Consider the following 24,242-nt stretch of genomic DNA (forward strand, 5'->3'; position numbering starts at 1 on the left):
CTGAAAAATTGATAGCAAATTATGTTAAGGAACAAGGTGTTGAAAAGGATTATAAAAGTTTGAAAAAGAATAATCAATTGAAATTATTTTAATGCCTCGTGGGCTTGCCCCGAGGATTATTTACTCAATTCGCAGTTACTATGGATTTGAAAACACCGCTAATAACCTCTACTGATTATCCAACGTTTAAACAATTTTATGCTAAGATTATCGAAAAACAAGCAGAGCAAATAGTACTTTCTAAAATATAAATCATGAATATACAAAACGCCCAAAAAGCTGTAGACCATTGGATAAAAGAACACGGAGTCCGATATTTCAATGAGCTAACAAACATGGCTCAGCTAACTGAAGAAGTTGGTGAAGTTGCTCGTATTATTGCACGGCGATATGGAGAGCAAAGCGAAAAAGAGAGTGATAAAGACAAAGACCTTGGAGAGGAATTGGCCGATGTGGTTTTTGTGGTCTTGTGTTTAGCAAATCAAACGGGTATTAACCTACAGTCTGCTTTTGATAAAAAGCTAGATAAAAAAACAACCCGAGATCACGATAGGCATCATAACAATGAAAAGCTAAAATAAGTTGAGATGAAGATTGTATTTATTTGCTTTCAACAATGAAAATAAATAATTGTAAATAGTTATAAAATCTCGATTATCGAGTAAATTTGTTCCTGCTTCGGCGGTAATTTATTTTTATGACAATACATCTGCAAAACTCTAGTATAAAACCAATATCGCAAATAGCCATTACAGGCTCTAAAAGCGAGGCGAATCGATTATTGGTTCTTCAGGCATTATACCCAAGTATCAAAATTGAAAATCTATCAAATTCTGACGATTCGCAATTAATGCAAAAAGCCCTAGCTTCAAATGAAGAAGTTATAGATATTCATCACGCTGGTACGGCAATGCGTTTTTTAACGGCATATTTTTCTATTCAAGAAGGTAAAGAAACTATTTTAACGGGTTCAAAGCGTATGAAAGAACGCCCAATTGCTATCTTGGTTGAAGCACTAAATAGTTTGGGAGCAGATATTTCGTATCTAGAAAATGAAGGCTTTCCGCCGTTAAAAATTAGAGGTAAGAAGTTGACTAAACATAAAGTGATGCTTAAAGCTAATGTAAGTAGTCAATATACTTCGGCATTGTTATTAATTGCCTCAAGCCTTGAAAATGGACTCGAGCTAACTTTAGATGGGAAGATTACATCCGTTCCATACATAAAAATGACACTGAGTTTATTAGACCAAATTGGTGTAAAAAATTCATTTGAAGGAAATGTTATTACCATAAACTCAAAACAAGATAAACTAAAATCGCAAACTTTAATTGTAGAATCAGATTGGTCTTCAGCATCCTATTTTTATAGTATTATAGCATTGAGTAAGGTTGGTGCCAAAATAGAATTGTCGTCTTATAAAAAAGACTCGCTGCAAGGAGATTCTGTTTTAAGCAATATTTACAAACAATTTGGAGTAGAAACACGCTATTCAGAAAATAAAATCACACTTCATAAAGTTTCTGAAATAGATACAGATATTTCTATAGATCTTGATTTGAGTAATGCTCCAGATATCGCTCAAACAATTGTAGTCACTGCTTTTGGCTTAGGTTTAGATTGTAGTTTAATAGGATTACATACTTTAAAGATTAAAGAAACAGATAGGCTTGAGGCACTAAAAGCAGAATTATCAAAGCTTGGCGCTAAGGTTAAAGTCACTGATAATTTTCTAAACTTAAGAGCATCAGATAAAATTAATAGCGGTGTTATTATTGAAACCTATAATGACCACCGTATGGCTATGGCTTTTGCACCATTAGCTTTAAAAACCTCAATTTTCATAAAAGAAGCACAGGTAGTGTCAAAATCGTATCCAGATTTTTGGAAGGATTTAAAGCAAATTGGTTTTCAGATTAATTAATCTCAAATAATTGTGCGTTTTACTTGACAACCCCTATTACGAGATTGTATATTTGCAATCTAAAAAATAAAACATACATGAAATTATCACACTTTAGTTTTGACCTTCCAGAAGAATTATTAGCAGAACATCCAGCAGAACATAGGGATGAATCTCGTTTAATGGTATTGGATAGAGCAAATCAGACTATCGAACATAAAATGTTTAAAGACGTTATCGATTATTTTGATGAAGGAGACGTGATGATTTTAAACAATACCAAAGTTTTTCCAGCAAGACTTTTTGGTAATAAAGAAAAGACAGGAGCACGTATTGAGGTTTTCTTATTAAGAGAATTAAACCAAGACCAGCGTTTGTGGGATGTGCTTGTAGACCCCGCGCGTAAAATTAGAATTGGGAATAAGTTATATTTTGGAGAAGATGAAACTTTAGTTGCTGAGGTTATTGATAACACAACATCTAGAGGACGTACGTTACGTTTTCTTTATGACGGCTCGTACACAGATTTTAGAGAAAAACTAACTGAGCTAGGCGAAACACCACTACCAAAATATATAAAAAGGGATATTGAACCAGAAGATGAGGAGCGTTACCAAACGATTTATGCAGCTAAAGAAGGTGCTGTGGCTGCACCAACGGCAGGTCTTCACTTTTCAAAGCATTTGCTAAAACGTTTAGAAATAAAAGGTGTAAAACGTGCTGAAGTAACACTGCATGTTGGTTTAGGAACATTTAATCCAGTTGAGGTAGAAGATTTATCTAAGCACAAAATGGATAGTGAAGAAATTGAAATCCGTCAAGAGGCTGCAGATATCATTAATGAAGGTAAGGCCAAGAAAAAACGTGTTTGCGCTGTAGGTACAACATCGATGCGTACTATTGAGAGTTCGGTGTCTTCAAGTGGAACGTTAAATCCGTATGAAGGTTGGACCAATAAATTTATTTTCCCACCATACGATTTTAGCATAGCAAATTGTATGATTACAAATTTTCATACACCAAAATCAACTTTACTCATGATGATTTCGGCATTTGCAGGTCATGATTTTATGAAAGAAGCTTACGCGGAAGCAGTAAAAGAAAAATACAGATTTTACTCTTATGGCGATGCCATGTTAATCATTTAAGAATAACACAAAAGATTTATAAAGCCTTTCTGAACTCAATTTTGGAAAGGCTTTTTTTAATGATATAAGCGAATCGTTATTTAGTAACCATCAATAGTAAATCTTTAATTACTTTTACACTCAAATGAATACCAAAAAGAAAGACATACGCGCATTAGCCAAAGACCAACTTCGGGAGTTTTTTGTAAAAAACGGAGACAAAGCTTTCCGAGGTAATCAGGTATACGAATGGTTGTGGCAAAAGTCAGCACATAGTTTCGAGGATATGACTAATATTTCCTTGAAGACACGTCAGATGCTTGAAGATAATTTTGTTATTAATCATATTCGTGTAGATCAAATGCAGCGCAGTGAAGATGGCACTATTAAAAATGCCGTCAGACTTCATGACGATTTAATAGTAGAATCTGTCCTCATACCTACAGCGTCTCGCACGACTGCCTGTGTGTCATCTCAAGTTGGTTGCAGTTTAGACTGTAAGTTTTGTGCTACGGCGCGTTTAAAACGGATGCGCAACCTCAATCCTGATGAGATTTATGATCAAGTTGTAGCTATAGATAACGAAAGTCGTTTATACCATAACCGTCCGTTAAGCAATATAGTTTTTATGGGAATGGGCGAGCCATTAATGAACTACAAAAATGTACTTAAAGCCATAGAAAAGATAACCTCTGATGAAGGTTTAGGAATGTCTCCAAAGCGTATTGTGGTATCTACATCAGGCGTGCCAAAGATGATTAAGAAGATGGCGGACGATGAGGTAAAGTTTAAATTAGCGGTATCCTTACACTCAGCAATTGATGAAGTAAGAACGTCGATTATGCCTTTTAATGCTACGTTTCCGCTTAAGGATTTAAGAGAGGCTTTAGAGTATTGGTATGCTAAAACTAAAAATAGAATCACTTACGAATATGTCGTTTGGGATGGCATTAATGACCAACAAAAAGATGTAGATGCTTTGGTGGCATTCTGTAAATTTGCGCCAAGTAAAGTTAACCTTATAGAGTACAATCCTATTGATGACGGTATGTTTCAGCAAGCCAATTCAAAAGCTATAGATATGTATGTTAAAGTTTTAGAAGCAAATAATATTACAGTAACCGTTCGTCGCAGTCGTGGGAAAGATATTGACGCTGCATGTGGGCAATTGGCTAATAAGAGTTAAGTTAAATAATACGCTGTCATTTCGAGCCGAGTCTAGAAATTTCTACTAATGAAAAAAATAATTTTACCAGTTTTTGTAATAGTTGGCAGCATTTGTATAATAGCCTATAATGTTATCACGTCAGAAGCTTTTGATAAACGTTTTTGGAATAGAAGTATGTCTAGTATTTTTTTAATTATTGCGATGATTATAATCATTAAAACTAAGAAAAAGCAAACCTTAAATGATGATAATTAATCTTCTTTTAAATGTTGGCATTTCCTAAAATAAACCTAAAACAAATCTAGTCTTGTATTTGTACCCTATCTTTGCATTAGCGTGAAAATTACCGAACAAATAAAACAACCAATCGCTTACGAAATGGAACTTTTCGAACAAAAGTTTCAGCTTGCTATGTCAAGTAAAGTTGCCCTTCTCAACCGTATTACCCATTATATCGTTAACCGAAAAGGAAAGCAAATGCGACCAATGTTTGTGTTTTTGGTAGCTAAAATGATGAATAATGGTGAGGTTAGTGAGCGTACCTATCGAGGAGCTTCTGTTATTGAGTTAATACATACTGCTACTTTAGTTCATGATGATGTCGTGGACGATAGTAATCGCCGTCGTGGCTTCTTTTCAATTAATGCGCTATGGAAAAATAAAATAGCAGTGCTTATTGGTGATTATTTATTGTCTAAAGGTTTGCTATTGTCAATTGATAATAATGACTTTGATTTACTAAAAATAATTTCTGTAGCTGTAAGAGAAATGAGTGAAGGCGAATTGCTTCAGATAGAAAAAGCCCGTCAGTTAGATATCACAGAAACGGTATATTATGAAATCATTCGCCAGAAAACAGCAACACTTATTGCAGCCTGCTGTAGTTTGGGTGCAGCTTCGGTAAAGCCAAATTCTCCAGAAGTAGAAAACATGCGAAAATTTGGAGAGCTCATCGGAATGGCATTTCAAATCAAAGATGATTTGTTTGATTATGGCGAAACCAAAATAGGAAAACCCACAGGTATAGATATTAAAGAGCAAAAAATGACATTACCTTTAATTTATGCCCTAAACAATGCTTCAAAAAAAGAGAAATCTTGGCTGATTAATTCTGTAAAAAAATATAATAAAGACAAAAAACGCGTCAAAGAAGTCATTGCTTTTGTAATTGAAAAAGGAGGTTTAGATTATGCTGAAAATAAAATGTTAGCTTTTCAAAAAGAAGCCTTAGACTTATTAGATAACTCTCCAGAATCAGAGTTTAAATCTTCATTAATCTTAATGGTTAATTACGTTATTGAGCGTAAAAAGTAGTAGATTATGCTGTCAGATTGAGTACAGTCGACCCCTTTCGTGAAAATTTTCAAAAAGTATTTCCTTCCAAAACCCTTATATTTATTACATATTTGTTCATTTTTAGAATAATTAATAAAAATAATTTCACCTTCAGGCAACCGAAAAGCAAATATTTACGTCTTTATAAATAGAAGTGCAAATCAACACTAGTAAAACAGAATGAGAGTCATTCAACTTTATAATAATGAAAAAAAACTTATCGCGAGAGCGGCGAAGAGTAATCGCAAAGCGCAACATGTATTGTACGAGCTACACTCACCAAAAATGTTGAGTGTTTGCCGTTATTATGTAAAAGATGTCCAGCAAGCAGAAGAAGTAATGCTTAATGGTTTTTTTAAGGTGTTTAAGCACATAAAAAACTTTAAGAGCGCAGGTAGTTTTGAAGGATGGATGCGTCGTATTATGGTTAGAGAATCTATTTCGTATTTGCGTAGTAAAAAGCAGTTAGAATTTCCTGTTGAACACGTTGATTTTAAACAAAATTCTACAGACAGTATTAATTCCAATATTGAAGTTTCAGAAATTCAAAGACTGATAGACGGTTTACCAGAAGGTTACAAAATGGTATTTGTGATGTATGCCATTGAGGGTTATAAACATTATGAAATTGCGGAAATACTTCAAATATCTGAAGGAACATCAAAATCACAGTTATATAAAGCAAGACAATTGCTTCAGCAAAAAATTAAAGACTTAAATAAGACCAATTATGGCACCAATTAAATTTGAAGAACAAATAATGGAGAAGCTCGAGCAGCGAACGGTTAACCCGTCTGCAGATGCTTGGTCCAAATTGTCAGAGCGTTTAGATGCCGATGACAAGCGTAGTAAGAAACCATCTTTTTGGTGGTTTGGTATAGCAGCAAGTATAGCAGCATTAGTTTTTGTATCTATAGCATACTTTGATCAAGAAGATGAAGAAACATCAATTGATACTATTATCGTCCAAGATGAAATTAAAGATGTGATTTCTCAAAACCCTGAAGATGAAGCCATTAATGCTAATGATGCCCTTGAAAAAGAAGAAAAGTTAGCTTCTAAGAAAGAGGAGACTTTTAAAGGTTTTGAAACCCAAACTGAAGCATCAAAAACTCTAATTAAGCAGAAAGCAAATCAGTTTAAAAAAGATGAGAACGTTTCCTCTAAACCAATTACAAATGATGTAGCATCATCAGAACAGCCAAAACTACCTAAAACAAATAAAATAGAACTTGAAAAGACACTTCAAGATTTGGTAACACCAAAATTAGAAGAAGAATTTAATTCGGTAGCAACTGTGATAGAAAATGCTAAGACTAAACGGAAGAATACGGTCACAGACCAACAAATCGATTCGCTTTTAAAGATAGCCAATAGAGAGTTGTTATTAGATAAAACGTTGAAAAAAAGCACCTATGTTGTTGATGCAGATGCGCTACTTCAAGACGTTGAGGAAGACATCGGGCAATCTTTTAAAACTCGAATTTATAAAGTTTTAAAAGATAATTACAACAAGGTTAAAACTGCAGTTGCCCAACGTAATAATTAGATTTTAATAAATCAAAAAACGAAAAAACCTAAATCATTAATTTTTAAAAAAACAAACAATGACAACAATTACAAAACATGTTGTAGCACTATTTCTATGCTTAATTGTAAGCAATATTAGTGCACAAGAAACGGAAAAAGAAAACAAGAAGGATACAATAATAAATACTAATGAGCTTATAAAGAAAAAGCAAATAGATGAACTTATAGCTCAAAAAGCTAAAGTAGAGATTCAAGAGCGCAATTATCTTAAAGCAGATATCAAACAAATAAACAAACAACTAGAAGAAGGTAAAATAACAGCAAGCGAAGCAGAACAATTAAAGAAGGAAGCTGCAAAAAAGCGTGCAGCTAATATTGAAGATAAAAAAAGCATAATAGATAAAAAAATAGCACTTTATAAGCGTACACCTATGGCTTATCAAACTAGTTTGCCAAATGAAGAAGGCGGTAGGCTTATTAGGATTGGTGGTGCTGATGAAAAAACAAGCGACGATTTTTTTTATATAGGTCAACAAAAATATGACAAACCTCAAATTATTGATAAAAGAACCACTTCTAATTTATATTATACTTTAGGTTTTAATAATGCCATAGGTGATGGTCAAAGCTTAGGTGATTCTCCATACAGTTTGGGTGGTTCAGGATTTTCTGAACTCGGCTATTCGTGGAAAACTAGATTGTTTAAAAACACAAATTTTTGGAGATTAAACTATGGTGTGTCACTTCAATGGAATAAGCTAGACTTTAAGAATGACAATCAATATCTAGTAAATACTAATAGCAATATAGTATTACAAAATTTTAATGGAGACCTAAAGAAGGCTAAATTTAGAACAACTAATTTAGTTCTTCCTATGCACATAGAATTTGGTCCATCTCGAAAAATAGTAAAGGGCTCTAATTTTAAATATTCTATGCGCAATAAATTCAAAATAGGATTAGGGGGTTATGCAGGCTTAAATATTGGCGCAAGACAAAAATTAAAGTATAAGGAAAACGGAAGTTTGGTAAAAGAAAAGCAAAATGGAGGTTTTGAGATGACACCTTTTGTATATGGCTTAAGTGGTTATGTAGGTATTGGCAATGTCTCTCTCTATGCAAAATATGATCTTAATCCGTTATTTAAAGATCAAGCGTTTGAGCAGAATAATATTTCTTTAGGTATACGTTTTGACTTAGACTAAATTTTACAATAATTTAAATGTTAAGAGCCTCAATCTATTTATAGATTAAGGCTTTTTTTTAAGTTTCTTTATTTTTAGTATAATCTCAAATAACTTTTCAGTATTAAATCTTTAAATCAAATTGTTTATTAAATTTACCATCGTATCTAATCGTAAGTCTTGATTTCACAAAATTCCATAGCACAAGTTTTTGAAACCGCCAGAGTAGAGGAGGTTATCGGTGATTTTGTACAGCTCAAAAAAGCTGGTAGTAACTTTAAAGGATTAAGTCCTTTTAGTGAGGAACGCACGCCAAGTTTTATGGTGTCGCCAGTAAAACAAATTTGGAAAGATTTTTCAACAGGAAAAGGCGGTAATGCCGTGACCTTTTTAATGGAACATGAGCATTTTACATATCCTGAAGCTATAAAATATCTCGCGAAGAAGTATAATATAGAAATTGAAGAAACCGAGCGGACTGACGAGGAAAAGGAAAAAGCAGATACAAGAGAGAGTTTGTACTTGGTCAGTGAGTATGCTAATGATTATTTTCAAAATATTTTACACAAGACAGATAAAGGTAAAGCTATTGGCTTAAGTTATTTCAAGGAGCGTGGTTTTACAGATCAAACCATAAAGAAATTTCAATTGGGTTATACTTTGGATGAGTGGCAAGCCTTTACAGATGAAGCTTTGAAAAATGCCTATAAGATTGAATATTTAGAAGGTACAGGACTTACTATCGTAAAGCCAGATAAGCATTTTGATAGGTTTAAAGGGCGAGTCATGTTCCCGATACATAGTATGAGTGGTCGTACACTTGGTTTTGGTGGACGAATACTTGGAAATGATAAGAAGGCAGCTAAATATCTTAACTCTCCTGAGAGCGAAATCTATCATAAAAGTAAAGTGCTTTATGGTCTGTATTTTGCAAAACAGACAATTGCTAAAGAAGATAATTGCTATTTGGTTGAAGGCTACACGGATGTTATTCAGTTCTATCAACGTGGTATTACAAATGTAGTTTCGTCTTCTGGTACCGCATTAACACCAGACCAAATTAGGCTTATTAAGCGTTTGACTAACAATATTACGGTTCTTTTTGATGGTGATGCAGCCGGTATGCGTGCTTCTATTCGAGGAATAGATTTAATCTTGGAGCAAGGTATGAATGTGCGCGTTTGCACATTCCCAGATGGAGAAGATCCTGATAGTTTTGCTAAAAACAATACACTTCAAGAGGTTAAAGATTATCTAGAAGAAAATTCAAAGGACTTTATTCAGTTTAAAGCATCGCTTTTATTTAAAGATACACAAAACAATCCTATTAAAAAGGCTGAGACCATTAGGGATATTGTTAACAGTATTGCTAAAATTCCTGACCAAATAAAAAAGGAAATCTATATCCAAGAATGTGCTCGTATTATGGATATTAGTGAATCTGTTTTGTTTAGTACTCTGGCACAAATCACTAAAAAAGAAAACCAAGAAGCAAACAAAAACTTTAAAAGAGAGCAGAAAGCTTTCGATGTTGTAAAAAATGAAGCTAAGCCTGTAGCTAAGATTAATGTTCAATATGAGTTAGAACGTAAAATCATCGAAATTTTGTTGCTCTATGGAAATAAAACAGAAAAGTTTGAAGATTTAGTGCTACAAGAAGATGAGGTTAGCGGAGATTTAGTCTTAGAGCCAGTTGTGCACGTGACAAGAGTTTTTGAAAAGATTTACTTGGATTTGCAAGAGGATGAGATGCAGTTTACTGATGAAAAATTTAAAGTGTTATATTATTCAATAATTGATAATCTTAACCAAAATGAAACGTTTTCAGCAAAAGATTTTATAAATAATTTAGATCAAAACATGGCGCCATTAGTAATCAATATATTAATGGATGACGAAAAATATAGACTTCACGACTGGGAAAGAAATCAGATTGTTCCAAAAGAAAAAGACCATAGTATTTCACAATTAGTAAGCCAAACCATTTTAAGTTTACGATGTTATCTTATTGACCAAAAAATTGTAGCCTTTAAGGAAGATATCTTACAAAAAGACGCTGATAATAATTCTGTAATGGAAGATGTTAAAGACTACTTGGGTCTTAAAATGTTACTTTCTAGAAAATTAGGTAAAGTTGTAGGATAAGTTTAAGCAAGGTCATGATGCTTTGCTTGGTGCACCAAATCTATAATATTATTAACATTAAGTTTTCTAAATAGTCTAGCTTTATAGGTGCTCACTGTTTTTTCGTTAATGTCTAATTCTTCTGCTATCTGCTTGTTTTTCTTACCGATTGAAAGTAGTTTTAAAACTTCAACTTCTCTCGTTGATAAGCGTTTAAAAAGTCGCGTTCTACTTTTTGACCTATCTGTATACTTATGGTACTTATCCATTTTTTCGCTAAGGTAAACCTCACCACCTATAATAGTGTTGATGGCCTTGATGATTTCGCTCTGAGGTGCATTTTTAGACAAATAGCCAGCCGCACCTGCTTTTATAGTACTTATAGCATATATCTCTTCGGGTTGATGGCTAAACATTAGTATTTTAACAGATTTATGCTCTTTTTTAATAGCTCGTAAAGCTGTAATGCCATTAAGCTCTGGTAAATCTATTTCAGAAATAATTAAATCGACAGGGTTGGTTCTAATGAACTCAAAAATTTCAATGCCACTTCCCAAATCGCCAACGACTTGGAGGTTTGAATTTTTGCTAATAGTCTGTTTTAGACCTTCTCTAACAACGGGATGACTGTCAACCAATAAGATTTTTGTCATGATAGGTGGTTTTAGTAATTACTAATTTAGGATTAAGGGCATTAGTGACTTACTTAAACAAAAATAAGGAATGCACATACTAAAATAATAAAAATCCCAAGGTTTTGTGTTAAAAAATATAAAATAAATAATTTTTATAGTAGTTTTTTAGGAATTTCACAAATTGGAATAGGAATCATCTTATGTTTGTTTGACATATTATATCTCATGAAAATCTCAAAAACTTCTTTTTGTCGTCCATTAAAATCGTCTGAAGATTTACCCTTATCTTTCATTTTCATAGCCCATTCTAGCTCAGGATAAGAAGCGCCGATTTGGTCTTCATCACTGCGAGCATCACCAAAAAGACCATCGCTAGGAGCAGCTTTCATTATAGAGTCTGGAACTTTAAGTGCTTCTCCAAGGGCATAGATTTCAGATTTTAAAAGGTCTGCTATAGGACTTAAATCCACGCCACCGTCACCATATTTGGTATAGAAACCAACACCAAAATCTTCGACTTTATTTCCTGTACCTGCAACCAATAATCCTAAAAGACCAGCGTGATAATAAAGTGTAGTCATACGTAATCTTGCTCTTGTGTTGGCTAAAGCCATATCTAAAGTGGCTTTTTTGCCTTCAAGACTGACTTCTGTTTTAAATTCCTCAAAAACAGGTGTTAAGTCCACACGCGTGTCTTTTACATTTGAAAAACGTTTTTTGAGTTGTGCTATGTGCTCGTGAGCTCTACTAACATGACTTTCTGCTTGGTGAATAGGCATTTCAATACATAAAATATCTAATCCTGTTTTAGCACAAAGAGTTGAAGTTACAGCAGAATCTATACCGCCAGAAACCCCTACAACAAATCCATTAACTTTAGCGTTTGTAGCATAATCTTTTAACCAATTAACTATATGGTCTATAACTTTTTCTGTTTGCATAAGTATCGCATTTTTATGGTGAGAAGTGTACCTTTGCAAACAAAAATAACCTAAAGGTTTTAGCTTTAAAAATATTTATGAAATGAAAGCAAGATGTTTTAACATCCTAACGATTCTTTTTCTGCTAACACTTAGTGCTTGCAATAACGAAGATGCCTTAGAAAATGAAATTTCTCAAATTGAAGTGGATTTTGAAGTTGAGCGCTTTGATCTAATTCTTACTGAAACCAATAATCTAGAAAGGCTTAGTGAGGTTAAGCAGAATTACCCGTTTTTGTTTCCTAGACAAATTAAGGATACTACTTGGCTATCTCGTATTAAGGACGATTTGCAACAACAGATGTTTAAAGATGGACAGACTGTCTTTGGAGACTTTAATGTTCAGAAAGATGAAATAGAGCATTTATTTCAGCATATAAAATATTATGACAAAGCCTTTAATCCACCAAAAGTTATAACAGTTTCTGATAACGTAGATTATAGAAATAAATTGGTACTACAAGCTGATTTGTTAATTATAAATTTAATGAACTACTTAGGAGAAAAACACGAGTTTTACCAAAATATACCACTTTATTTTGCGGAAAACATGGTGCCATCTCAAATTGTATCTGATATAGCAGAACAATACGCAAAGCGTTACGCATACCAATCCCAACGAAAAACACTTTTAGACGAAATGATTTACTATGGGAAGCTTCTTTATTTTAAAGATATACTGGCACCAGAGTTGTCGAGTGCTTCAAAAATCGGATATTTACCGAGTGATGTAGAATGGGCAAAAGTCAATGAGGCTCAGATATGGAGTTATTTTGTTGAGAAAGAAATGCTATTTAGCACCAACTCAAAATTATTTTCAAGATTTACAGCTCCAGCGCCTTTTACAAAGTTTTACTTAGATATTGATAATCAGTCCCCAGGACGACTTGGGCAGTACATAGGTTGGCAAATTGTCAAGGCTTATGCAGAGCGTACAGATGCAGATATAATGACATTAATGCGTACAGATACAGACGAAATTTTTAAAAATTCAAAATACAAACCAAAACGATAATGGCAAATAAAATACACTCAAAAATAGAACTCATTGTAGAGTTAGATGAAAACCGAGTACCGGAAAAACTTAACTGGTCGGCTCAAGATGGCGGAGTCGTTAATGAAGACGCAAAGGCGGTTATGCTATCTGTTTGGGATAGTAACGCTCAAGAAACTTTAAAAATTGACTTGTGGACTAAAGACATGCCTGTAGATGAAATGAAACTATTTTTTCATCAAACATTAGTTACGATGAGCGATACTTTTATGCGTGCTACACAAGATGAGAAAATGACAGCAACTATGAAAGATTTTTGTGATTATTTTGCAGAGAAACTAGAGTTGAAAAAGGATAATTAATAATTACTAGAAATTTCAAGCCCATAACTTTCAGTAGTGTAATATGGTTTTGAATTAAAATATGGTGATTTTCTATAGAGATAATCTTTGTCTAAAACTTTATGTTTAAAAAACATTTTTTTATCGTAAACTTCCCAAATTATAAGAATGTTTGACTGCCCTTTTAAGGTTTTGATATCCAATTGGTTTCTTTGAATCATACGCTCTGCATCATCAAGATTTGCCATTTTTTTTATTTTTTTCGAAAAAGGACCACTATTAACTACGCTGTAAACCCAGTACAAATAGGTCGATTTTTTTTCTATTTTCTTTGGTTTAGAAGCTATGGCTTTTTTGTAATTGAGTAAATAACTTCTCTTTTCGCTTATTAAATTTTCAATTTTAGGAGGATCTAAAAAGGGTTCGTTCCTTAAGAGTGTAATTATTATACGTTTATCTCTAAGAATAGCTTCTACAACATATCTTCCAATATCTAAATTACTTATAGGTATGACGGTTTTGTTTTTGTTGACTTCAATAGAAGTATTATAATTTTTGTTGAAAATATTTACCGAATATATGGTGCTATACTCTGCTTCAAGAATAAGACTGTCTTCTGATTTGTTTAAATAATGTTTAAGCTCTTTAGCTCTAAAATTGATATTTTGAATCAATGTAGATTTTTGACAAAAAACAGATGATGATACCAATAGTAAAACTATAATTAGCTTGGATTTAATCATAACAATTCCCTCTTATGTTTTATTAATTAATTTTAGTTAAAATGTTAGCTTAAAATCATTAAAGCTAATTTAATTGCAATATATTTTATTATTCTGTGTAATGAGTTTTTTTTAGTTTATAGGTATATTTATCAGATGAAAACAATGTCGACTAGTTTAGTGTATTAAAGTTTAACACGCAAATTCATAACATGAAAAAATTTTTATTCGGTATACTTTTGGCTGTTACCATTATGCTTGTTTATAAACAATGTACATACCAACCAACGGTTGTAATTAAAGAGTCATCAGCTTTAATTAAAGAACAACTAAAAAACGTAAGTAAACTTGTAGTGACTGAAGGTCATTTTTCGGAAGTATTTAATTACGAACACTCAAAAGGAATTTTTGGAGACTATTTAACAGCAGAAAAAAAGGCACTCGTTGTCGTGAACGCTAAAGTATCTATTGCATATGATTTAGAAAAATTGACTTATAAATTAGACGAAGCAACAAAAACACTTCAGATTTTATCAATACCAGAACACGAAATTTCAATAAATCCAGATTTGGAATATTACGATATACAAGATGATTTTTTAAACGCTTTTGAAGCAGAAGATTATAATAACATAAAGAAAAGTGTCAATGCATCTCTTCTTGAAAATATTGAAAAATCTAACCTAGTTTCAAATGCACAAAATAGGTTGATTAGTGAATTATCAAAGTTTTTTATACTTACAAATAGCTTAGGATGGACATTAAAATATAAAGAAAACTTAATAGAAGATATTAATCAGTTAGAAAGCTTTAAATATTAAAACAGATGAAAAAAATTGCTCTAGTTGTAGTGCTTACAATTCAAACAATGTGTTTAATAGCGCAGTCTCCATTAGAGATTATACATATAACTAACTTAGATACTATAACATGGTCTAAAAACAGTGAAGGCTTTAATTACACTGTCTATAACGAAAATAATATAAAACTCAATGGATTTACAGATATTGGCTATTTAGGGACTGATGATTTAGCTATTTTTCATAAAATGTCAAGGACAGTTTTAGTATTGCCATCGTTTAAAAATGTAGTAAACAATCAGTTGCAAAAGGGTGAAATTTTATTAAAAAACACCAGCGATAATTTTTATGTCACTACTCCAAAATCATATAAAATTTACATAAAGGATAAGGCAGAAACGTGTCCCGTTACAAATGTTAACGATAGCTATGTAGCTTACAGTGAGCGAGATAATAAAACCTATTTACTCTCAGATATTCGTAAATTTCCCAACTGGGGCGCCAAGAGTGTTTATCCATTACAAAATAGTCCAGAGAATACATACTGGTATAGAGATATAGAAACAAAGAGCTATGGTATTATAAAAAAAGGAAAAGCTATAGATTATAGTAATGTTAAATCAAAAAAAGACGAGAATAATCTTGTTATTACCGAGAACGGAACAGAAAAGTACCTCCTAAAAAATTACTATAATTCAGCGTCTTATCGTTTTACACCAATACAATATATAACATCTAGTACAGCTACAGATGTAACAGACGATCTTAATACTAATAGAACATCCAATACAGATTGTGTTTCTGGTAATTGTAAAAATGGCTGGGGAAAGCGTAAGTATGATAATGGTGACTTTTATGAGGGATTTTGGTTAAACTTTAAACAAAACGGATACGGATTGTATAAGTGGAAAACCAAATCTACTTACATTGGCAATTGGGAAAATGGATCAAGAAAAGGCTACGGCACATTTACAGCAGAAAATGGAGATATAAAAAAGGGAGAGTTTAAAAATGGACGATTAAGTGGTGTTGCAGTGAAGAAAAATAGTGGTACATGGCAACAAGGCGTGTTCGAAAGCGGAAAGTTAGTCACCAAATATAATTTTTATGGTAATAATAAAGATACAGGATGTATTTCTGGAGACTGTTACAACAAATATGGACGTTATAAATGGAGTAATGGTGATAGTTTTATAGGGTTCTTTAAAAATGGGAAGTTGCACATAGGAACTTTAACATTTGCCAATGGTGATAAATATTCTGGTCAGTTTGGTAGCAAAGGTAAAAGAAATGGTATGGGCAGGTTTTGGTACAAAAATGGCAGCTACTATGGCGGTGAATGGAGAAATGATCTATACAATGGTAAAGGCTATTTTAGTAGTTCAAGTTCAGTAAAAAAAGGAGTATGGTCAGATGGTGTATTTATTAAATCTTTATAAAAAAATAAATCCTACAGGATTTATATATGACTTCTAAAACATGTATCTGTAAGATGAGTTAGCTTAATAAAATTAGCCTAAAGTTAATGCCAAAAGAAACAAGAAAACAAGAAATTATTAGAGTAGCAGCTAAGCTTTTTAAAAACAAAGGCTATAGTGCAGTTACAATGAGAGATTTGGCAAAAGCTATGGATATAAAAGCGGCGAGTCTTTACAATCATATTAGTTCTAAACAAGCCATTTTACAAGACATTATCATTGCAATCGCCGAAGATTTTACAACAGGAATGCAACAAATCATGGATAGTGATACAAACTCTATTGGTAGATTAGAGCAAGTTATTGGCTTGCACGTAAAAATAGCTACAGAGAATACAGATGGGTTAGCGGCATTAAATTCTGATTGGATGCATTTAGAGAATAAACTGGAGTATTATTTAAAACTCAGGAATGCTTACGAATCCAATTATCTAAAAATAATACAAAAGGGTATCGCTCAGAATGAGATAAAATTTGTAAAGCCAGATGTACTAATGTTTTCGATGCTTTCTACCCTGCGCTCGCTCTATTTATGGTTGCCAAAAAAAGAAATTGTAAATCAGCAAGAGTTAACAGAAAGTTTATCTCAAATCCTCATTAAAGGAATTAACAAATAGTTTGCATTTTATTTTATAACTTTGCTAAATAAACTAACAACTGTTAGTTTATTGTTAGTATAAAATTTATGGCTGATTTTCATAACTTAAGAATAGCAGATATCTATAAAGAAACGGAAGATACTTCTGTAATTACATTTGATGTTCCTGAAGAATTGCATAAGGAATTTGCCTTTCATCAAGGACAGCATTTAACCCTAAAAGCAGATATTAATGATGAGGATGTACGCCGTTCATATTCGTTATGCTCGAGTCCATTAGACAAGCAATGGAAAGTTGCAGTAAAGCAAATTCCAGGAGGAAAATTCTCAACTTATGTTAATCAAGTACTTCAAACTGGAGATACTTTAGAGGTTATGTCACCAAGTGGTGTTTTTGGTGTAGAGTGCCATCCAAAAAAAGCTAAAAATTATTTATTCTTTGCAGCTGGTAGTGGCATTACGCCTGTACTATCAATGGTAAAAACACATTTAGAGTCTGAGCCAAATTCTACTTGTAAATTGTTCTATGTTAATAAGACGGCAAAATCAATTATCTTTAAGGAAGAGCTAGAGCAACTCAGAAATACATATTTTGGAAGATTCGAAATCTATTATTTCTTAACTAAAGAAAAACGTGATATTGAGTTATTCAACGGACGTTTTGACGATGAGAAAATGAAGGTTTTAACTAAGACCTTTATTGATATTCCTGATACCAATGAGGTATTTTTATGTGGGCCAGAGAAGATGATAAACTTTGTAAGTGACTATTTAGTTAATGCAGGTTTGTCAAAAGATTTAGTGCATTTTGAATTATTTGTCAAAGGCTTGTCTGAAGAAGATATCAAACGCGCAGAGCGTTTAGCACAGCAAAATGTTGAAGGGACGGAAGTCACTATAGTAGATGGTGGAAAAGAATTCTTATTCACCATGACAAAAGAGTTCGATAACATTCTAGATGCAGCGTTAGATGCAGGCGCAGATTTACCGTTTGCATGTAAAGGTGGAGTTTGTAGTACCTGTAAATGTGAGGTTAAAGAAGGTGAAGTTGAAATGAAAATCAACTACGCTTTAGATGAAAAAGAAGTAAGTCAAAATCTGGTATTAAGTTGCCAGGCAGTACCAACAACTGATAAGGTCGTTGTAGATTTTGATGTTTAAAATATATTGAAAAAGAAAAATTAACTCGCTTGTGGTCAAAAGCCAACAGCTAAAAGCTAAAAACAATGAGTGAAGAACAAATTAGAAGTTTAGAAAGACAATTCGATGAGCGTATCTCTAGAGACGAAAAAATCGAACCTAAAGACTGGATGCCAGAAAAGTACAGGAAAACGCATATTAGACAAATGTCTCAACATGCACATTCTGAAATCGTAGGTATGCTTCCTGAAGGTAACTGGATTACAAGAGCACCATCGTTAAGACGTAAAGTAGCTTTATTAGCTAAAGTTCAGGATGAGGCTGGTCATGGATTATACTTGTACTCTGCAACAGAAACTTTAGGCATTTCAAGAGACGAAATGTATGAGCAACTGCATACAGGAAAGGCAAAATATTCTTCAATATTTAATTATCCTACTATTACTTGGGCAGATATGGGAGCTATAGGTTGGTTAGTAGATGGTGCGGCGATTATAAATCAAGTGCCATTGTGTAATACATCTTATGGACCATATGCAAGAGCTATGATTCGTGTTTGTAAAGAAGAAAGTTTTCACCAACGTCAAGGTTTTGAAATCATGATGAAATTAGCCAACGGAACACCAGAACAAAAAGATATGGCGCAAGATGCATTGAATAGATGGTGGTGGCCAAGCTTAATGATGTTAGGTCCAACAGATGATGTTTCTGTCCACACAGAACAATCGATGAAATGGAAATTGAAGCGAAAGTCTAATGACGATTTACGTCAGCAATTTATTGATCAAACAGTTCCTCAAGCAGAATTAATTGGATTAACAATTCCTGACCCAGATTTAAAATGGAACGAAGAACGTGGAAGCTATGACTTTGGAGAAATTGATTGGGATGAGTTTTGGCAAGTAGTCAAAGGCCATGGTCCAATGAATAAAGAGCGAATGAAAGCAAGAGTTGGTGCATGGGAACGTGGCGAATGGGTGCGTGATGCGGCTATGGCACATGCTGAAAAGAAAAGATACCGTAGCGAAAAAAAAGCGGTTTAAGTAGAGTTTAGAAATTAGCTTTTGAATCGATTTAGAAAATAAGTTAGCAAAATGTCAACACGTTGAAATGCAGAATAAAAAAATGAAATCGTTAAGAATTTTTGAAGCCTTGGAAAAAATTTAGATTTCATTTTGAGGTTTTAAAACTGTGGAACATGTTTTAAAAATTCCTCATTTCAACTTGAATTTTTGGTTCGTTTTGTTTCAAGACAAAATGAATAGAAAGAAAAAAGAAGTATAATTAATAAGATACCTGCTTTCGCAGGCACTAGTATTATGTCAACAAAAAATTGGCCCCTTTGGGAAATCTTCGTAAGAAGTAAAAATGGATTAGAACACAGACATTGTGGTAGTTTACATGCTGCAGATTCTGATATGGCATTAGAAAATGCACGCGATGTATATACAAGACGTAATGAAGGTGTGAGTATTTGGGTAGTAGAATCCAAACACATCACAGCTTCAAATCCAGAGAATAACGGAGAGTTATTTGAACCTGCTCAAGATAAAGTATACCGTCATCCAACATTTTATGATTTACCAGATGAAGTAAAACATATGTGAGAAATCTTTGATTTATCATCCTGAACTTGTTTCAGAGTCTTATAATAGTAAAGTTTAAATGTCATGCTGAGCTTGTCTAAGCATCTCAATTAAGTAAACATGAAAAAAGAAAATTTATATAATTACATACTTGGTATAGCCGATAATAGCTTAATTCTTGGACAAAGAATGGGCGAGCTTTGTGGTCACGGACCAAGTTTAGAAACAGATATTGCTTGTACCAATATATCATTAGATTTATTTGGACAGGTGCGCAGTTACTTTCAATACGCAAGTAAAATTGCAGGTGACGGAAGAACAGAAGATGATATCGCAATGCTTCGCAAGGAACGTGAATACAAGAATGTATTATTGGTAGAACAACCAAATACAGATTTTGCATATACACTTGGGCGTCAGTTTTTATTTGATGTATACCATTTAGCTTTTCTAAAAGAATTACAAAAAAGTACAGATTTAACGCTATCAGCTATTGCTAATAAGTGCGTCAAAGAAGTGAGTTATCATGAGCGTTTTTCTTCAGATTGGATAAAGCGACTTGGTGATGGAACCGAAGAGAGCAAGCAGAAAATGCAAGAGGCTATTAATGATTTATGGACCTATACAGATGAGTTATTTCATCAAACAGATGCAGATAAGGCAATGGTAGCAGAAGGTATTGGAGTAGATGTAACAAAACTTAAGGAGAACTATTACAGCGACGTGTCTCAAGTTTTAGAAAAAGCAACATTACAAGTACCTGTATCCAAATACTTTCAAAAAGGAGGAAAGCAAGGAATTCATACAGAACACTTAGGGTATTTATTAAGCGATTTACAATACATGCAACGTACCTATCCTAACATGGAATGGTAACCAATTCCTGCACAGGCAGGAATCTCAAAAATTAAATGTCATTCAGAGCAAAGCGAAGAATTTCATTAATAAAAATATGACAAGTACAGAACAAAATATTGACGAAAGACTAATTACAATACTGCGACAGGTGTCAGACCCTGAAATTCCAGTGTTGTCTATTATGGATATGGGTGTTGTCCGTTCTGCAGTAATTGAAGATGGTATTGTAAAAGTTGAAATTACGCCAACCTACAGCGGTTGCCCAGCAATGGATGTCATCGGAGACGATATAAAAAACGCATTGAAAGATGCAGGTTATCAATCTGATATTGATTTAATTCTGCATCCAGCTTGGACCACAGATTGGATTACACCACGAGGTCGAAAAGCATTAGAGGATTACGGCATCGCAGCACCTTTAGATGCAGAAGCAGATAAAGATGTGCTTCTTAATAACAAACGAATAGTTAAGTGTACGAACTGTGGTTCGCAAAATACGCGATTAGTAAGTCAGTTTGGCTCAACAGCATGCAAAGCACAATTCCAATGTGAAGACTGCCAAGAACCATTTGATTATTTTAAGTGTTTGAAATAATGAACTCGTTTAAACTTTTTGGATTTAAGCGAAAATTAGAGGTTTTTAGTTCTTTTGAAGGCTTTTTTGAGTTGCATAGCATCGCTACGGAATGAAAAAAAGGAAAAAAAAGAGCTGAAAACAGAAATTTTTTAGCAAATTGAAAAAGTTTAAACGAGTTCAATGTTAGGATTAAGAACTACAGCATATATAGTTAAAGATTTACCTCAAGCAAAAGCATGGTATACCAAAGCTTTTAAAACTGAGCCTTATTTTGATGAATCTTTTTATGTTGGCTTTAATATCCAAGGCTATGAATTAGGTCTAATGCCAGAGGGTGAGGAAGCAAAACCTAAAGGTGAAAATGTCTTATCTTATTGGGGAGTAGAAGATATCCAAGAAGAGTTCAATAGACTTTTAGAATTAGGCGCTACAATTCACGAGGAACCAACAAATGTTGGTGGCGAACTTATGGTATGTTCAGTAAAAGACCCTTGGAACAATATCATTGGTTTAATATATAACCCATATTTTAAATTAACCGAATAATTATGAGTGACTCAATTTTATTAAAGATTGAAAATAAAGTGGCGTACATTACGCTAAATAGACCAGAAGTATTTAATAGCTTCAATCGCGAAATGGCATTAAACCTTCAAAATATTTTAGACGATTGCGAAGCTAATTCCGAAGTAAGAGCAATTGTACTCACAGGAAACGGTAAAGCCTTTTGTGCAGGTCAAGATTTAAAAGAAGTCACTAATCCGGAGTTAAATCCTGGATTTAAAAAAATATTAGAAGAACATTACAATCCCATTATTACAAGATTACGCGCTATCAAAAAGCCAATTATTGGAGCTGTGAACGGTGTCGCTGCAGGAGCTGGAGCTAATATCGCTTTAGCTTGTGATATTGTTGTGGCTCATGAAAAAGTGAGTTTTATTCAAGCATTTAGTCTAATTGGTTTAGTGCCAGATAGTGCGGGCACATTCTTTTTACCAAGACTTGTAGGTTTTCAAAAAGCACAAGCCTTAGCAATGCTAGGTGATAAAATTTCTGCAGAAGAAGCAGAAAAAATGGGAATGATTTATAAGTCTGTTTCATTAGAAAAATTTGAAGAAACCATAAATCAACTAGCTATTAAATTAGCCAATATGCCAACAAAAGCACTAGGACTTATCAAAGAATTATTCAATAAGTCAATGACCAATACCTTAGAAGATCAACTTGCTTTAGAGTCTAAATTACAAATTGAAGCAGCGAGCAGTAATGACTATGCAGAAGGTGTTGCGGCATTTATAGAAAAGCGTAAACCGAATTTTAAAGGGAATTAACAGAATATACAATATCGAATTATAAATAAAGAATAAAGAAGTTTAAAAATGGCAACCCATAAATATGATTTAGAAGACAGGCTGATAAAATTTGCTGTGGATATTATTATTGTTTGTGGTAAAATAGATGGGAATTTTGCTTCTCAACATCTATCAAAACAACTAATCCGTTCCGCTACATCTTCAGCGCTTAATTATGGTGAAGCGCAAAGTGCAGAATCTTCAAGAGATTTTCTTCATAAAATGAAAATTTGCTTAAAAGAACTAAGAGAAAGTTTAGTGAATCTAAAAATCCAAAAAGGTGCCAATCTAATTAAGAATATCAAAAAATTAAACATACTTCTTAAGGAAAATAATGAATTGATAGCCATTTTCGTTTCTAGTATTAGAACATCTCAAAATAAAAATAAAATATAGAAAAGATGATTTTTATGCATTACAAAACTTCAAAATCACATATTAAAACTTTAGCATTAGATATTCAAAATTCAGTATTCGATATTCTAAGTGAATAAGCAAACTCTCATAGAAGCCCATACCAGAATAAAACCATTTATTCATAAAACACCAGTTTTAAGTTCTCGCTTAATTAATGAGATGGTAGGTGCTAATATTGTATTCAAGTGCGAAAACTTTCAAAAAATGGGAGCCTTTAAAATGCGTGGTGCAGCCAATGCAATATTGTCTTTAACAAAAGAACAGCGACAACGCGGTGTAGTAACACATTCTTCGGGAAACTTTGCACAAGCGGTATCTTTAGCTGCTCAAAAATTAAATGTTAAGGCATATATCGTCATGCCAAAAAATGCACCGCAAGTCAAAAAGAATGGTGTAGAAACCTACCAAGGTGAGATTATAGAATGTGAATCCACACCACAAGCTAGAGAAGCTACTGCCAATAAAATAAAAGAAGAAAAAGGTGCCTCTTTTTTACACCCATCAAATCAAGATGAGGTGATTTATGGCAACGCAACTGCTGCTATAGAATTTTTAGACGACTATCCAAAATTAGATGTAATTTTAACACCAGTAGGTGGTGGAGGACTCATTGCAGGTACCGCTTTGGCTGCGCATTATTTTTCAAATAACTGCAAAGTTATTGGAGGTGAGCCGATGGAAGCAGACGACGCCTATCGTTCTTTAATATCTGGTAAAATAGAAACAAACAAAAGTTTTCATACAGTTGCCGATGGCTTACGAACACATTTAGGTGACCGTAATTTTCCGATTATTCAAAAACATGTTGAGAAAATTATTCGGGTAGAAGAACATGAAATTATCAACGCCATGCAACTGATTTGGGAGCGTATGAAAATCATTATAGAACCTTCATGTGCTGTGCCTTTTGCTGCAGTATTGAAGAACAAAGAAGAATTTAAAAATAAAAATGTCGGAATTATTTTATCTGGCGGAAATGTAGATGTCAAAAATCTACCATTTTAAGTAAAAAAATAAAATAACAAATGTCGAATTTTGAATAACGAATCATGAAGTATTTACAAATTTAAACTTCAGCATTCGTTAATTATATATTCGAGATTCATCATTTAAAAATTATGAACGTAGGAATTATAGGTTCTGGAACCATGGGAAGTGCCTTTTGCTGCAGTATTGAAGAACAAAGAAGAATTTAAAAATAAAAATGTCGGAATTATTTTATCTGGCGGAAATGTAGATGTCAAAAATCTACCATTTTAATTAAAAAATTAGGCTATATTCTATAATATGACTTAAATAAGTTGTATTTTAGTAAAAACGAAAGTCATGATACCACAAAATTTCACAGAATACTTCAAAAGCCTCGAATTATTTGAGCGACAGGAAATAGTAA

The 24,242-nt window shown here is 33.1% G+C and carries 27 protein-coding genes; 24 read left to right on the top strand and 3 right to left on the bottom strand.

Annotation, left to right across the window (positions count from 1 at the left end; genetic code table 11):
- The first annotated feature begins 254 nt into the window (after nt 1–254).
- From HKP48_RS09285 to dnaG, 10 genes are all read left to right on the top strand, one after another.
- Nucleotides 255–581 (top strand): nucleotide pyrophosphohydrolase, encoded by a 327-nt coding sequence (locus HKP48_RS09285; protein WP_296345139.1) that lies wholly within the window; start codon nt 255–257, stop codon nt 579–581.
- 116 nt (nt 582–697) lie between these two features.
- Nucleotides 698–1,924, top strand: coding sequence for a 3-phosphoshikimate 1-carboxyvinyltransferase (locus HKP48_RS09290; RefSeq protein ID WP_296345141.1), 1,227 nt, complete (start codon nt 698–700; stop codon nt 1,922–1,924).
- A 77-nt stretch (nt 1,925–2,001) separates the two neighbouring features.
- Nucleotides 2,002–3,051: a tRNA preQ1(34) S-adenosylmethionine ribosyltransferase-isomerase QueA gene (gene queA / locus HKP48_RS09295; RefSeq protein WP_296345144.1), complete on the top strand. Its 1,050-nt coding sequence runs from the start codon at nt 2,002–2,004 to the stop codon at nt 3,049–3,051.
- A 124-nt stretch (nt 3,052–3,175) separates the two neighbouring features.
- Entirely contained in the window at nt 3,176–4,216 is a 1,041-nt protein-coding gene (rlmN, locus tag HKP48_RS09300; RefSeq protein WP_296345147.1) for a 23S rRNA (adenine(2503)-C(2))-methyltransferase RlmN, read from the top strand.
- 48 nt (nt 4,217–4,264) lie between these two features.
- Nucleotides 4,265–4,453: a hypothetical protein gene (locus HKP48_RS09305; protein ID WP_296345149.1), complete on the top strand. Its 189-nt coding sequence runs from the start codon at nt 4,265–4,267 to the stop codon at nt 4,451–4,453.
- Nucleotides 4,454–4,534: 81 nt separating this feature from the next.
- Nucleotides 4,535–5,512, top strand: a complete 978-nt coding sequence (locus tag HKP48_RS09310; RefSeq protein WP_296345152.1) for a polyprenyl synthetase family protein — start codon at nt 4,535–4,537, stop codon at nt 5,510–5,512.
- A 201-nt stretch (nt 5,513–5,713) separates the two neighbouring features.
- Complete coding sequence (locus tag HKP48_RS09315) at nt 5,714–6,277, top strand: RNA polymerase sigma factor (protein ID WP_296345153.1); 564 nt, start codon at nt 5,714–5,716, stop codon at nt 6,275–6,277.
- Nucleotides 6,264–7,082: a hypothetical protein gene (locus tag HKP48_RS09320; protein ID WP_296345155.1), complete on the top strand. Its 819-nt coding sequence runs from the start codon at nt 6,264–6,266 to the stop codon at nt 7,080–7,082. The genes HKP48_RS09315 and HKP48_RS09320 overlap by 14 nt, the downstream gene beginning before the upstream one ends.
- Nucleotides 7,083–7,140: 58 nt before the next feature.
- Entirely contained in the window at nt 7,141–8,268 is a 1,128-nt protein-coding gene (locus HKP48_RS09325) for a hypothetical protein (RefSeq protein WP_296345156.1), read from the top strand.
- Between the two features lie 159 nt (nt 8,269–8,427).
- Entirely contained in the window at nt 8,428–10,392 is a 1,965-nt protein-coding gene (dnaG, locus tag HKP48_RS09330; RefSeq protein WP_296345158.1) for a DNA primase, read from the top strand.
- Between the two features lie 2 nt (nt 10,393–10,394).
- Here dnaG and HKP48_RS09335 read toward each other — a convergent pair whose 3' ends face one another.
- Nucleotides 10,395–11,024, bottom strand: a complete 630-nt coding sequence (locus tag HKP48_RS09335) for a response regulator transcription factor (RefSeq protein ID WP_296345160.1) — start codon at nt 11,022–11,024, stop codon at nt 10,395–10,397.
- Nucleotides 11,025–11,158: 134 nt separating this feature from the next.
- Nucleotides 11,159–11,947 carry an NAD(+) synthase gene (gene nadE, locus HKP48_RS09340; RefSeq protein ID WP_296345162.1) on the bottom strand — a complete coding sequence of 263 codons (789 nt, stop codon included), beginning with the start codon at nt 11,945–11,947 and terminating at the stop codon, nt 11,159–11,161.
- Nucleotides 11,948–12,029: 82 nt separating this feature from the next.
- Between nadE and gldB the strand changes: the two genes are divergently transcribed.
- Both gldB and gldC read left to right on the top strand, forming a co-directional pair.
- Complete coding sequence (gene gldB, locus HKP48_RS09345) at nt 12,030–13,001, top strand: gliding motility lipoprotein GldB (RefSeq protein ID WP_296345164.1); 972 nt, start codon at nt 12,030–12,032, stop codon at nt 12,999–13,001.
- A complete protein-coding gene (gene gldC / locus HKP48_RS09350; protein ID WP_296345165.1) occupies nt 13,001–13,342 on the top strand; it encodes a gliding motility protein GldC in 342 nt (113 codons plus the stop codon). Before gldB ends, gldC begins: the two co-directional genes overlap by 1 nt.
- Here gldC and HKP48_RS09355 read toward each other — a convergent pair.
- Nucleotides 13,339–14,064, bottom strand: a complete 726-nt coding sequence (locus tag HKP48_RS09355) for a hypothetical protein (RefSeq protein WP_296345167.1) — start codon at nt 14,062–14,064, stop codon at nt 13,339–13,341. The two genes, gldC and HKP48_RS09355, sit on opposite strands and share 4 nt — an antisense overlap.
- A gap of 191 nt (nt 14,065–14,255) precedes the next feature.
- On the opposite strand from HKP48_RS09355, the gene HKP48_RS09360 reads away from it, so the two are divergent.
- The 12 genes from HKP48_RS09360 (at nt 14,256) to HKP48_RS09415 (ending at nt 23,854) form a co-directional block, all read left to right on the top strand.
- Nucleotides 14,256–14,864: a DUF4230 domain-containing protein gene (locus HKP48_RS09360; RefSeq protein ID WP_296345169.1), complete on the top strand. Its 609-nt coding sequence runs from the start codon at nt 14,256–14,258 to the stop codon at nt 14,862–14,864.
- Between the two features lie 5 nt (nt 14,865–14,869).
- Nucleotides 14,870–16,282 (top strand): hypothetical protein, encoded by a 1,413-nt coding sequence (locus HKP48_RS09365; protein ID WP_296345171.1) that lies wholly within the window; start codon nt 14,870–14,872, stop codon nt 16,280–16,282.
- 86 nt (nt 16,283–16,368) lie between these two features.
- Nucleotides 16,369–16,938 (top strand): TetR/AcrR family transcriptional regulator, encoded by a 570-nt coding sequence (locus HKP48_RS09370; RefSeq protein WP_296345173.1) that lies wholly within the window; start codon nt 16,369–16,371, stop codon nt 16,936–16,938.
- Nucleotides 16,939–17,006: 68 nt separating this feature from the next.
- Entirely contained in the window at nt 17,007–18,080 is a 1,074-nt protein-coding gene (locus HKP48_RS09375; RefSeq protein WP_296345175.1) for a 2Fe-2S iron-sulfur cluster-binding protein, read from the top strand.
- 65 nt (nt 18,081–18,145) lie between these two features.
- A complete protein-coding gene (paaA, locus tag HKP48_RS09380; protein WP_296345177.1) occupies nt 18,146–19,102 on the top strand; it encodes a 1,2-phenylacetyl-CoA epoxidase subunit PaaA in 957 nt (318 codons plus the stop codon).
- Nucleotides 19,103–19,378: 276 nt separating this feature from the next.
- Entirely contained in the window at nt 19,379–19,666 is a 288-nt protein-coding gene (gene paaB, locus HKP48_RS09385; protein ID WP_188372697.1) for a 1,2-phenylacetyl-CoA epoxidase subunit PaaB, read from the top strand.
- Between the two features lie 99 nt (nt 19,667–19,765).
- Nucleotides 19,766–20,521, top strand: a complete 756-nt coding sequence (paaC, locus tag HKP48_RS09390) for a 1,2-phenylacetyl-CoA epoxidase subunit PaaC (RefSeq protein ID WP_296345180.1) — start codon at nt 19,766–19,768, stop codon at nt 20,519–20,521.
- 76 nt (nt 20,522–20,597) lie between these two features.
- Nucleotides 20,598–21,098 carry a 1,2-phenylacetyl-CoA epoxidase subunit PaaD gene (gene paaD / locus HKP48_RS09395; protein WP_296345182.1) on the top strand — a complete coding sequence of 167 codons (501 nt, stop codon included), beginning with the start codon at nt 20,598–20,600 and terminating at the stop codon, nt 21,096–21,098.
- Nucleotides 21,099–21,260: 162 nt separating this feature from the next.
- Entirely contained in the window at nt 21,261–21,626 is a 366-nt protein-coding gene (locus HKP48_RS09400; RefSeq protein WP_296345185.1) for a VOC family protein, read from the top strand.
- Between the two features lie 2 nt (nt 21,627–21,628).
- Nucleotides 21,629–22,411 carry an enoyl-CoA hydratase-related protein gene (locus HKP48_RS09405; RefSeq protein ID WP_296345187.1) on the top strand — a complete coding sequence of 261 codons (783 nt, stop codon included), beginning with the start codon at nt 21,629–21,631 and terminating at the stop codon, nt 22,409–22,411.
- Between the two features lie 48 nt (nt 22,412–22,459).
- Nucleotides 22,460–22,828: a four helix bundle protein gene (locus HKP48_RS09410; protein WP_296345188.1), complete on the top strand. Its 369-nt coding sequence runs from the start codon at nt 22,460–22,462 to the stop codon at nt 22,826–22,828.
- A 90-nt stretch (nt 22,829–22,918) separates the two neighbouring features.
- Nucleotides 22,919–23,854, top strand: coding sequence for a pyridoxal-phosphate dependent enzyme (locus HKP48_RS09415; protein WP_296345190.1), 936 nt, complete (start codon nt 22,919–22,921; stop codon nt 23,852–23,854).
- Nucleotides 23,855–24,242 lie beyond the last annotated feature (388 nt).

This window comes from Winogradskyella sp. (assembly GCF_013042245.1).
GTDB lineage: Bacteria > Bacteroidota > Bacteroidia > Flavobacteriales > Flavobacteriaceae > Winogradskyella.